Source organism: Fluoribacter gormanii (assembly GCF_900156395.1).
GTDB classification, from domain to species: domain Bacteria; phylum Pseudomonadota; class Gammaproteobacteria; order Legionellales; family Legionellaceae; genus Legionella; species Legionella gormanii.
In genome coordinates this window covers 86306-97550 of the sequence record NZ_FTNL01000018.1, presented here as the reverse complement: position 1 = coordinate 97550, position 11245 = coordinate 86306, and the positions used below count along the sequence as shown (strand labels likewise).

The window sequence follows — 11245 nt, the reverse complement described above, 5'->3', positions numbered from 1 at the left end:
TCTATGAGCACAAAAATAAGCTAGTTGCGGGATTCACCAAAAAATACAACGTGGATCGATTGGTATACTATGAAGCTTGTGGGAGTATCATTGTAGCCATTGAACGAGAAAAACAAATCAAGGGTTGGTCACGAAAAAAGAAGCATGATTTGATTAATGCATTGAACCCAGAGTGGAATGATTTGTATCAATCGATTCTTTAAAAATTGTTCCACCTGACAGGAGATCCCTCACCCTCGCTGCGCTCGGGTTCGGGATGACGTGGGGAATTACATTGAAGTCCATCACTGAATATGGACCAAATAGTGAAAAGCATCTTTAAGTGAGTCACTATGCAAATTGCAGGGATAAATTGCAAAGGGGCATTGGTTTATTGCAATCAAAGCGCGCCACACATTTGATAAAATCAAAAAAATTGCAAAAAAAAGCAGAACAATTGCATCAATAACTTCCCAAAATAACTATTTTAGAACAAAGAAAAAACATGCGCGAGAATAAAGCATTTATTGATTTTTTACAGAATGATTATGATATGACTGCAGTAGTACCTTATTCCCTACAAGCAATAAAAGGAGTCCAAGTTAGTTATCGCGAAAACAATGAAGTGAAATGATCGTTGATATTAAAAAACAGCACAAACTTGATTGTTTGCACTGCTTTTTAAAATAGCGATTAATTAGTGTTTTACTTCAGTTGCTTTTTTAGCTTCTTGAACGAAACCTAACATTGCTTTCTCAACAATTTGAAAAGATTTTTGCATGTAATCCAAAGCCTTGTGACCATTTTCAACAGCTAGATTAATTTGCTTTTCCAATAGTTCTTCAGGTTTTTTAATGCTCGCCATCTCTTCAGGTTTGAGATAATGCATACCTTGTAATGTTTTTACATTCAATTCAGCCATGGCTTGAAAAGGCTCTTGAAGTTTTTTAGCCATTTCAGTCCATCTTTCGAAATTTTGTTGAGTCATGATGCTCTCCTCTATGTTGCATTGCACAATTTAATATTAGTACATAGATGATAAATCTGTCAATGATTTAGCAAATGTTTTTTTGCAGTGCAGCATAACAAGCCCCCTCTTGAACTTCCTTATCTTCACTGATTAAAAAACTCAACGTTACAAAATAATCGTGTTTAACCTTTAAATAAACTTTGCCATTGTTGCATCATTTTTTGCATTTGTTGATTCCATGTTTCAGTTGCCTGGCGATAAGGGTTATTTTGTAAAGGTTTCTCCATCGCTTGAAACATTTGTTCCATCATTTGTTTTAAAGAGGCCTGCATTGGATGATTTGCCAGAGCGATGATTTGTCGCAAAATATCTGAAGATAAAAATTGAGTTGAGCCAGCCTCCATCTCAACAATAATTTGTAACAAAATAGAGTTGGTTATGTCATTTCCGGTTAAGGAATCTTCTACTTTAAATTGCATTCCCTCTACAACATAACGCTGTAACTCTTCAAGGGTTATATACTGACTGGTCTCAGTATCATAAAGCCGACGATTTTTGTATTTTTTTATTAATCGAGTCATATTTTTTCTCTTGATATTTAGGTGATTTTGAATTGTTAAAATCTCACCCTATTCCCCATTACCATCTCAATCAAAAAACCTTAAGGTCCTGCGAACAAGCCACGGGACCTAGGCAAAGATTGACTCCTTAACTGAATGGCGATGAATCAGTACCCTCCCCTGTTAGAAGGAGGAGGTTTTTAATAAGGAGGATATCATCATTTTAATACATGTGGAGGCCGCCGTTGACGCTTAGATTAGCTCCGGTAATATATCGACTCTTCTCACTAATTAAAAATTCTACAGCCCAGGCAATTTCCTGGGTTTGTGCCAAACGTTTCGCAGGAATTTGGGCAATAATCCCTTCCAGGATATCGGGTCTGATGCCTTTCATTAATCGAGTATCTACATAACCTGGAGAAAGACTATTCACGGTAATGTTTTTACTCATTAGTTCTTGTGCCAAACTTTTAGTAAAACCATAAACACCTGCCTTTGATGCAGCATAATTTGCTTGCGAAAATTGTCCTTTTTGCGCATTCACCGAAGAAACATTGACGATCCGCCCAGATCCATGTTCTTTCATATTTTCAACTACATGACGGGTTACATTAAACATACCATCAAGATTAACAGTTAATACTTCATCCCATTGTTGTTTGGTCATTTTTGTAAATACAGCATCGCGAGTGATGCCTGCATTATTAATTAGTACATCGATATTGCCATACTCTTCAATAATGGAGGAAATAACAGTTCCGCATTGATCATAATCGGTAACATCCATATGACGAAAATAGATATTCTTATGCCCCTCATCGATTCGCTCTTTGCTCCATGCTTTTCCTTCTTCTTCAGAAATTAAATCAAGAGCAAAAACATGCTTGTAAGAGGAGTTCAATTCCTTGGCGATTGCGGTGCCGATATCGCCAGTACCACCAGTGATCAATACAATATTATTATGTTGCATAAGATTCTCTATGAGTTAGGATGTTGTGAGAATTAATAAAAAAATGACTGTCATGCCCAAGATTAACCCTGGGCCTAACTTTTACATATACTGTCCACCATTAATATCCAAGTTCGCACCGGTAATAAATCCGCTATCCGGAGACGCTAAAAAAGCAACTGCATCAGCAACTTCTTTTGGATAGCCTAAGCGGCCAACAGGAATACTTGAGATGATTGACTTGAGAACTTCTTCTTTCAAAGAAGAAAGCATAGGGGTTTCGATATAACCAGGAGAAACTGTATTCACCGTGATGCCTTTATTTGCAACTTCCAAGGCAAGACTTTTAGTGAACCCATATAATGCGGATTTGGTTGAAGCATAATTACATTGGCCAAATTGACCTTTTCGTCCGTTAATTGAAGAAATGCTAATAACACGTCCATAACCCTTATCGAGCATCAAAGGGATGGCATTACGGGTCATATTAAATACGCTGGTTAAATTGGCGTCAATCACACATTGCCATTGTTCTGGAGTCATTTTTCGTAAACTACAATCTTGAGTAACCCCTGCATTGTTAACCAAGACATCAACACGACCATAACGTTCCATGACTAAGGCCATTATTTTTTCACAATCTGCAAATTGTGCGATATCGCCGTAAACGATATCAATATCATAACCAAGCTTTTTTTGTTCTTCTTGCCATTGCTTCGCTTCTTCATGTTTTCCATGTTTGAAATAACACGCGACAACCTGAAAATCGGCAGCTAAACGTTGACAAATGGCTGTGCCTATACCACCAGTCCCACCAGTAACTATTGCTACACCTTTCATCATAACCAACTCCCTGTTATTGCGACAATAAAATATTACTATAGACAATAATAACTAAAAAACAAATAAGACTATCGCACTCTGTCCTTTAATCTTCATGAAAAGACAGAGTGCGAAATTGAGAAAAATTATCTATCTATATACAGGAACATACCCTTTAATCTGCTGGGCAAATTGTCTCAATACGTCAAGACCTGATTCTTCTGCTTGTCGGCACCATTGCTGTAATGCGTCGATTAACTCTTTCTGGGAAGATGCAGTCTTTAACCAAATACTTTGTAATGACTGCTTGTAGGCATACACAATACGCAATTGTTCGCGAGCTTCTAGCAAATTAGATAAACGAGCTTTTGCTTTATTGCTCAAAAGACAATTCTCACGTCGTAATAAACTTCCAGCACGCGCAAAAAGTTTCCTTTCTTCCTTACTTTCAATAACGCTATGCTTTTCTTGTTTTAGTATAGGACGAATCACGCTTTTGTAATAATTAGACATCACTTGAAAGCGATTCGCAATCACTGCTCGAACAGTATCCAAATCTACTTGCAGTTTGCCTTGTTCCATAGCCAGTTTGGGCGGTAATTTTTTTACTTTAGCAAGGCCTAAGAAAGAAAGAATGCGAATGTACATCCAACCAATATCAAACTCCCACCATTTAACAGAAAATTTGGCCGAAGAAGCAAAAGTATGATGATTGTTATGCAACTCTTCTCCACCTATCCAAAAACCCCAAGGGAAAATATTTCTTGCAGCATCGGGACATTCAAAATTTCTATATCCCCAATAGTGACCAATTCCATTTATGACCCCAGCAGCATGAAAGGGTATCCACATCATTTGAATTGCCCAAATAGTAATTCCAGGAACACCAAATAAGAATAAGTCAATGAACAACATGAGAATAATGCCCTTGGCAGAATGGGGAGAATAAATTTTTCGTTCAAGCCAATCTCTAGGAGTGCCATGGGAATACTTCGCAACCATTTCTTTATCTTTACGAGCTGTTTTGTAAAGTTCGGCCCCTTCCCAAAATACTTTTTTGATGCCAAAAACAACCGGGCTATGAGGATCTCCCTCGACATCTGATGATGCATGATGTTTACGATGAATAGCAACCCAATCTGCAGTAACCATTCCAGTCGTTAACCACAACCATAAGCGGAAAAAATGACTGACTATAGGATGCAACGTCATCGCTCGATGTGTTTGATTTCGATGAAGATATAGCGTTACTGCTGCGATAGTAATTTGCGTCATAATCAATGTTGCAATCACATATCCCCAAAAAGACAGGTTTAAATAACCAAAAACCATAATAGCTCCACTTCAAATGCAAAAATGCAAATTTAGAAAAAACTCATCCTTTAGTTAGGTACCCATATTGTAAGAATTCCAGAAAATCCTTATATCATATTAAGGATAACACAATTTTGCTCTTAACGTTGCAACATTTAATTATGTAGCCGATAATTAATAGATAATAATATAGGAATTATGTTATGAACGATAAATTTTCCCCAGGAAAGATCTTTGAGAATTTAGTGCCTTTCTTAATAGCAGGAGTTGCCATTGCACTGTTCTTTGGACTGCTATTTATGTTTTCCTATGTTTTAATTTGGGGCCTTATCATAGGGGGGATTCTCTGGATTATCGCAACGATAAAACAATATCTATTCCCAAGCAGTCCGGATAAAACAGAAATTACGGCGAAAAGTCAGGGCCGAATCATTGAACACGACGATGAAAAATAATGCCTGAATTACCTGAGGTTGAAACAACAAAAGAAGGAATTAAATCCCACCTGGAGGGACAAACAATCAAAGGGGTTACTGTGCGTAATCCTAAACTGCGTATCCCTGTTCCTGATAATTTGGATCAGCTCTGTGCTGGCAAAAAAATCATCACTGTTTTCCGTAGAGCAAAATACATTTTAATTCACCTCACAAAAGGGTATCTTGTAATTCATCTGGGGATGTCAGGACATTTACGCATTGTAACAGCTAAGAGTGAGCCAGAAAAACACGATCACATTTTATTGATGTTGACCAATGGCGTTATACTTCGCTTCTGTGATCCCAGGCGTTTTGGTTTATTCCTTTATATAGATGAAAACCCCTATCAACATCAACTACTTGCTCATTTAGGCCCAGAGCCACTTTCTAATGAATTTAACGGTCATTACTTACGTCAAAAAGCGAGAAATAAAAATAAACCCATTAAATCATTGATTATGGATAATGAAATTGTAGTAGGTGTTGGAAATATTTATGCTACAGAAAGCCTTTTTTTAGCAAATATCCATCCGACCACCCCAGCGAAAATACTATCTGAATCAATGTGTCATGTTCTTGCAACACAGATTAAAGAAGTACTCAAGCAGGCCATATTATGTGGCGGAACTACGCTTCGTGACTTTTATGCTTTTGATGGAAAACCAGGTTATTTCAGTATGTCACTCAAAGTATATGGCCGAAAAAACCAACCCTGTTTACTTTGCCAACACCCTATAGAGTCACTCATAATCGCTGGGCGTAATTCTTTTTTTTGCCCTAAATGTCAAAATTAATTTGCAACGAATAATGCAGCGATAAAGGCAAAATACAAATCATGTAAGAGTACTACATAGTCTGTTCATTCTATAACTCAATTGCCCAATACTTGATTTTGAATTACCATACAATGGCTTAATTTTATTGAGGTTTTTTATGCTGCGTTTAAAATTAGCAAGACATATCGCTCGACAATATCAGGAAAAAGGAACAATTCACCTTCCCGACTTCGTTATTTATGATTTTGATGAAGAGGAATACCAAACGTTTTGGCGAGAAATCACATCATATCCCCGGGAACGATTATATACAGATGGAATCGATGTGTTCCGCGTTAGTTGGTTCCGTACTATTTTTGAATCATTTAAAGGTTGGTTAGGCTTTGAAAATCATTGCCACCCTAGTCGCATTGAAATGACTTTAGCTAAAGTCGCCTATACTGGCTATATCAAAGGCTTTAAATCTGAGGAGTTAAATAAGTGCCCCGATGGATTCCCAATTTCTAGACGTTTTATAAGATTAGCCAACTTACCAAGAACAAATCAAAACTCTGGAGAACTACAACGATTATTAATGGGTTATTTCATCACTCATTCACACGCTTTTCCAGAATTCAATGCATCCGTTCGTGAATGTTACCCTTTTGGGCAAACTCTGATACAAGAACATTTGGCTTATTTAATTCCCTCAATTGATTCTCAAGATAACCAAACGATTAAAAATGCGATAAAACAAATCCTTTTTTATAGACAATCCGTCAGCAAAACAAATTGTTTTCACTCCAGCCCCTTTGCTGAAGCCTATGCGCAATCTTTGGTTGAGCAACAGCAATACCATGAAGCAGTAGAATGGTTTCCGGAAGTCAAAAATAGGTTTAAAGAATCGTTTATCGATTATTATTTAACTCAGGAAGAAGTTGATCCTCAAGCATTAACAATTGCGATAGAACTCATCGCTGCATTATTTTTATCGCCCAATATGAGCGATCAAGAAAAAGCTGTTAATTACATTAAAACTAATTTTGACGAGGAGGAGCAAGCGGTCTATTTAAGACCCTACCCCAAATTACGAGCCCAAGTGGCAAAAGCTTATTTAGAGGATGCCAAAAGGGAAAATAGCAAATGGCGGATAACCAAATTACTCACTGGCAATCAAACCCTTAAGTGTTTAACGCAAGCAGTCCGACTTGAACCGCAAATAATGGATGAAGACGAATCCATTAAGGACATCATACTGAAAGAAGAATGGACTCTGTATCAATTTGACTGTGCCATGGAAAGCAACCGTTTTCATGACGCTGATGCTTTTTATATAAATAATCCGGGCTTCAAATTTAATAAATATGGGCTTGAACGTTTACGAGAATATTATTTTACTCAATTTAATGCGAATGAATCACGAATAAAGGAAGTGTTATTGAGTCAAAATCCAGAAGCTGCAGCACAAATCGCCGAACAACAGGTAGTCCTGGCTAAAAAGATAGTGAGTATCGAACCTCTCGACGCTCTTGTCATGGAAGCAACTCTAACTTATGCATCTACACTTTTAGCGATTGATGAATTAATACACTCTGCGAAAGAGTCCGATCGAACTCAATTGAATAAAGCACAACTTCAGCTAAATGAATACTTATTCCTCAATAGCAATAATGCGTTAACACAAGTTTATAATAAATTATTACTGCGAAAAATTGATTGTTTGATTACCCGACTTGCTGTCCCCATTGATTACAACGATCATTTAAGTACCCGAATTGATTTTATTAAAGAGCACATTGGCGAAATAGAAGAGTTGAAAAAGGAGCTTCGGGCTTTTATTGCCTTTAATGAATCCAAAACAAAAGAAATGCGTCAAATGCTTGCGAAAATGTATTATTTATTGGCTGATGCCCTGGTTTATTTTGAGGAGAAAAAGCAAGAGTCTATTCCTTACTTCAAAAAAGCGAATGAACTAATGCCTGAAAATCTTTATTATAATCTGCGTTATCTTGAAATCATTGAAGATGAGCGCAGACATGGGGTAAGAGAAAAAGTAAGTGATATGGGACATTTACATGAACTTCGATACAACAATTACATGCTTGAACGCTGGGGTGAAGACAAAATCATGTCTTCCGGTTTTGATATTCATATGGTTCCCCCGAACGACTCACTTTTCAATTCCATTGGTAGGGCAATAGGATTTTTCTAAAATTGCATTATACCCCAGATGGTTGTGGCAAAGATTGCATTCTTACCTAAAAAACTATCTGGGCAATCGAATCAACTTGCGCTATATTACCGCTAATTTACTTAACCCTGGCGCTAATGAAAATAAATCAACTCCGAACGGCATGGATTCTCTGTAAGATCATATTTTACACGGGAGTAACCAGCATACGCTGTCTCTCTAAATATTTTTTTAGTACCATAAACCGTCCGTGGACGGATAAAGCATTACACCATTGGATTGATCAATTGCTGAATGCCGTACAAGTAGAATATAAAGTAATAAACCCCTTTAATACTCAACCGCAAGCAGGAAATGCCACGATTATTATGTGCAATCATTCCAGTGCTTACGATATTCCTCTTGCATTTAAAGCATTCCCAAATAACTCCATTCGCATGCTATCAAAAAAAGAGCTTTCAAGAATTCCTTTAATGGGGCAAGCAATGAAAGCGGCAGAATTTCCTTTTATTGACCGAAAAAATAGATATCAAGCCATTAAAGACCTGGCATTTGCCAAGCAATTAATGGAAAGTGGTATTGTCATGTGGATTGCTCCCGAAGGTACTCGCTCAAAAGATGGAAAACTCGGCTCGTTTAAAAAGGGAGGATTTATCACTGCAATTCAGTCTAAGGCAACCATTATTCCTATAGGGATACGTGGCGCTAATAATATTTTACCTGCTCGCACTTTTAATTTTCATTTAAAACAAAAAGCCGAAATCCACATAGGCAAGCCGATTGATGCATCACAATTTACTCTTGAAAACAAAGAAGAGCTAATTCATCAAACTTTTGAGGTAATCAAAGAGTTGGTTGGCGAAAATCGATCTCACTAGTATAACTGTGGATACTGCCTTTAAAAGCAAGTTAAATGATCATTAAAAACTTACTTTTAAAGGCAGTATCTACATTGCGGAACAACTAGAACCTCACTCCATATCCACTTGGTGTATTGACAATAGAAGCGGCCAATCCTATAGCTCTCGGGTCAGATGCCGCAGTTAGAATATTGGTTTGCTTATCCCAGGTAATTGCTTGCATATCACCATAATTTCTTCCTAATTGCATTAGCTCATACCCCATGGTTTTTAATGCTTCTTGTATTGATGGAGGCAATGCATCGGGCTCAATCTGTATCACATCAGGTAAATACTGATGATGAAAACGCATAGCCGAGACCATACTAATTGCACCGTACGCGTCATGAAACACCAATGATGCAATTAATACCATAGTAGGGATACGACTACCGCCAGGGGTTCCCAAAATGGCTACACGACCTGGTAATTCAAGAAAAGTGGGCGTCATACTGGATAATGGTCTTTTACCAGGCGCGATCGCATTTTGATCCGCCCCAACAATGCCAAAAACATTCTCTTCGCCCACTTTACTCGAAAAATCATCCATTTCATCATTCAACAACACACCTGTTCCTTCGGCCACAACACTGGAACCAAAAATATAGTTTATGGATAGAGTTGCAGAAACACGATTCCCCTCGGCATCAATAATTGAGAAATGAGTTGTGTTCGTAATGCGATTTTTTTTCTCTTGCTGATTTTTCGATTGCCCTTGCAAAATAGAACTGGCAATTGCTTTATGTGGAGGAATTAATGTGCTTAACTGTTTGCCATTTTCCGCGGAAAGTAACTTTTCAACAGGAATAGTCACAAAATCAGGATCTCCTAAAAACCGTTCACGCTGCCAATATGCCAGTCGCATCGACTCTACAAGGTAATGCACCCATTGAACTTTTGAGAAAGATGAGAGGGAATAGTGAGATAATATATTCAGCATAGTAAGTAAGGCGATGCCTCCTGCTGAAGGTGGGGGAGCAGTAATAATTAGCATATTATGATATGCTCCAATCAAAGGTTCTCTGACTTTAATGCGATATTTAGCCAAATCTTCGAGTGTCCAAATACCGCCCGCAGCATTAACACCTTTAACCAAACGTTCAGCAACCTCCCCAGCATAAAACCCTTGCTTCCCTTTTTCCACAATGCGCTTTAAAGTATTCGCCAAATCAGTTTGAATTAAACGCTCTCCAATGAGATATGGGCGACCATTGTTCAAGAAAATTTTAGCCGTAGCTGAATATTTTCTGATTTGCTCCAACCGGTCTTCATTCTTTAAAAATGAGCTTAATTGTTTATCAACCAAAAATCCTTCTTGTGCTATCTTAATGGCAGGTGCCAATGTTTTTGCCAGGGGTAATCGTCCGTAATTTTTTGCGATATAAACCAATGCTGCAGGTTCTCCTGGAATGGCTGCAGCTAAACCTCCATTTAAGGACAATCCTGGTATCACGCTACCATCTGGTGTCAAGTACATGTCTTTTTTCGCTGCCAGAGGTGCAGTCTCCCGCCCATCTATAAAGATGTTTTTATGCTGATTTTCTTGATGCAGAAGCCAAAATCCACCGCCACCTAATCCTGAGTGATATGGTTCAACTACTGCCAAAACCGCTGATACAGCAACTGCTGCATCAAAAGCGTTTCCACCACTTGCTAGAATTTCAAGCCCCGCATTAGTTGCCAATGGATTTGCGCTGGCTATAGCATAGCCCGGCGGAAGAATGTTATTTTGTTTGGCAAAAGTATTGGTGGTGAGATAAAACAATAAATTAACGCTGATTGTAATTATAAAAACTACTTTAACTAATGCTCGACGTTCCATGCTCATCCCGTCTCTTTTGGAGTTCCCTTACGACACAAGAAGGAACGAACTGAGAAATATCTCCATCTAAAGTAGCAATTTCACGCACCAGAGTCGAAGAAATGTACATATAATTTTCTGATGGGGTTAAAAATATTGTTTCTATTTGCTTGGATAATTTTCGGTTCATTCCCGCCAATTGAAATTCATATTCAAAATCAGACACTGCACGCAAACCGCGTAAAATAATTCCCGCATTCTGTTCTAATACAAAATCAATTAAAAGATTATCAAATCCGAGCACACGAACCCCTGATAAATCTGCAACTGACTCTTCTACGAGTTGAATCCTCGTTTCTAATGGTAAAAAAGGACGTTTCGCCTTATTGCTTGCTACCGCAACAATCGTATCAGGAAAAATTTTGGCTGCCCGACGGATAATATCAACATGTCCATTGGTAACCGGATCAAAAGTACCGGGATAAATTGCTTTTAATTTCATATTAATTAAGACTGATTGCATATGCGA

Annotated in this window: 13 protein-coding genes; 6 read left to right on the top strand and 7 right to left on the bottom strand. The window is 37.9% G+C overall.

Annotated elements, in window-relative coordinates; genetic code table 11:
- Positions 1 to 203, top strand: a 203-nt coding sequence (locus BW930_RS12100) for a GIY-YIG nuclease family protein (RefSeq protein ID WP_076547529.1), incomplete at its 5' end; no start/stop codon positions are given.
- A gap of 254 nt (positions 204 to 457) precedes the next feature.
- The gene (gene ligD, locus BW930_RS17450) at positions 458 to 613 is read left to right on the top strand and encodes a non-homologous end-joining DNA ligase LigD (protein WP_349267181.1); all 156 of its coding nucleotides are present in this window, start codon (positions 458 to 460) and stop codon (positions 611 to 613) included.
- 63 nt (positions 614 to 676) lie between these two features.
- On the opposite strand, the gene BW930_RS12095 is transcribed toward ligD, so the two are convergent.
- The 5 genes from BW930_RS12095 to BW930_RS12075 form a co-directional block, all read right to left on the bottom strand.
- On the bottom strand, positions 677 to 967 hold the full coding sequence (locus BW930_RS12095; RefSeq protein ID WP_058468717.1) for a phasin family protein: 291 nt from the start codon (positions 965 to 967) through the stop codon (positions 677 to 679).
- A 164-nt stretch (positions 968 to 1131) separates the two neighbouring features.
- Positions 1132 to 1530, bottom strand: coding sequence for a polyhydroxyalkanoate synthesis regulator DNA-binding domain-containing protein (locus BW930_RS12090; protein ID WP_058468718.1), 399 nt, complete (start codon positions 1528 to 1530; stop codon positions 1132 to 1134).
- A 202-nt stretch (positions 1531 to 1732) separates the two neighbouring features.
- Positions 1733 to 2479, bottom strand: a complete 747-nt coding sequence (phbB, locus tag BW930_RS12085; RefSeq protein WP_058468719.1) for an acetoacetyl-CoA reductase — start codon at positions 2477 to 2479, stop codon at positions 1733 to 1735.
- Between the two features lie 81 nt (positions 2480 to 2560).
- Positions 2561 to 3301: an acetoacetyl-CoA reductase gene (gene phbB / locus BW930_RS12080; RefSeq protein ID WP_058468720.1), complete on the bottom strand. Its 741-nt coding sequence runs from the start codon at positions 3299 to 3301 to the stop codon at positions 2561 to 2563.
- A 129-nt stretch (positions 3302 to 3430) separates the two neighbouring features.
- On the bottom strand, positions 3431 to 4612 hold the full coding sequence (locus BW930_RS12075) for a DesA family fatty acid desaturase (protein WP_058468721.1): 1182 nt from the start codon (positions 4610 to 4612) through the stop codon (positions 3431 to 3433).
- A 185-nt stretch (positions 4613 to 4797) separates the two neighbouring features.
- Here BW930_RS12075 and BW930_RS12070 point away from each other — a divergent pair, with 185 nt between their 5' ends.
- The 4 genes from BW930_RS12070 (at position 4798) to BW930_RS12055 (ending at position 8894) form a co-directional block, all read left to right on the top strand.
- Positions 4798 to 5049 carry a hypothetical protein gene (locus tag BW930_RS12070; protein ID WP_058468722.1) on the top strand — a complete coding sequence of 84 codons (252 nt, stop codon included), beginning with the start codon at positions 4798 to 4800 and terminating at the stop codon, positions 5047 to 5049.
- Entirely contained in the window at positions 5049 to 5864 is an 816-nt protein-coding gene (mutM, locus tag BW930_RS12065) for a bifunctional DNA-formamidopyrimidine glycosylase/DNA-(apurinic or apyrimidinic site) lyase (protein WP_058468723.1), read from the top strand. The genes BW930_RS12070 and mutM overlap by 1 nt, the downstream gene beginning before the upstream one ends.
- Positions 5865 to 6003: 139 nt before the next feature.
- A complete protein-coding gene (locus BW930_RS12060; RefSeq protein ID WP_058468724.1) occupies positions 6004 to 8037 on the top strand; it encodes a hypothetical protein in 2034 nt (677 codons plus the stop codon).
- Between the two features lie 116 nt (positions 8038 to 8153).
- On the top strand, positions 8154 to 8894 hold the full coding sequence (locus BW930_RS12055) for a lysophospholipid acyltransferase family protein (RefSeq protein WP_058468725.1): 741 nt from the start codon (positions 8154 to 8156) through the stop codon (positions 8892 to 8894).
- Positions 8895 to 8979: 85 nt separating this feature from the next.
- Here the strand turns inward: BW930_RS12055 and ggt are convergent, their stop codons facing one another.
- Both ggt and coaD read right to left on the bottom strand, forming a co-directional pair.
- Positions 8980 to 10737 carry a gamma-glutamyltransferase gene (gene ggt / locus BW930_RS12050; protein ID WP_058468805.1) on the bottom strand — a complete coding sequence of 586 codons (1758 nt, stop codon included), beginning with the start codon at positions 10735 to 10737 and terminating at the stop codon, positions 8980 to 8982.
- Positions 10715 to 11239 carry a pantetheine-phosphate adenylyltransferase gene (coaD, locus tag BW930_RS12045; RefSeq protein WP_058468726.1) on the bottom strand — a complete coding sequence of 175 codons (525 nt, stop codon included), beginning with the start codon at positions 11237 to 11239 and terminating at the stop codon, positions 10715 to 10717. Before coaD ends, ggt begins: the two co-directional genes overlap by 23 nt.
- Positions 11240 to 11245: the final 6 nt, after the last annotated feature.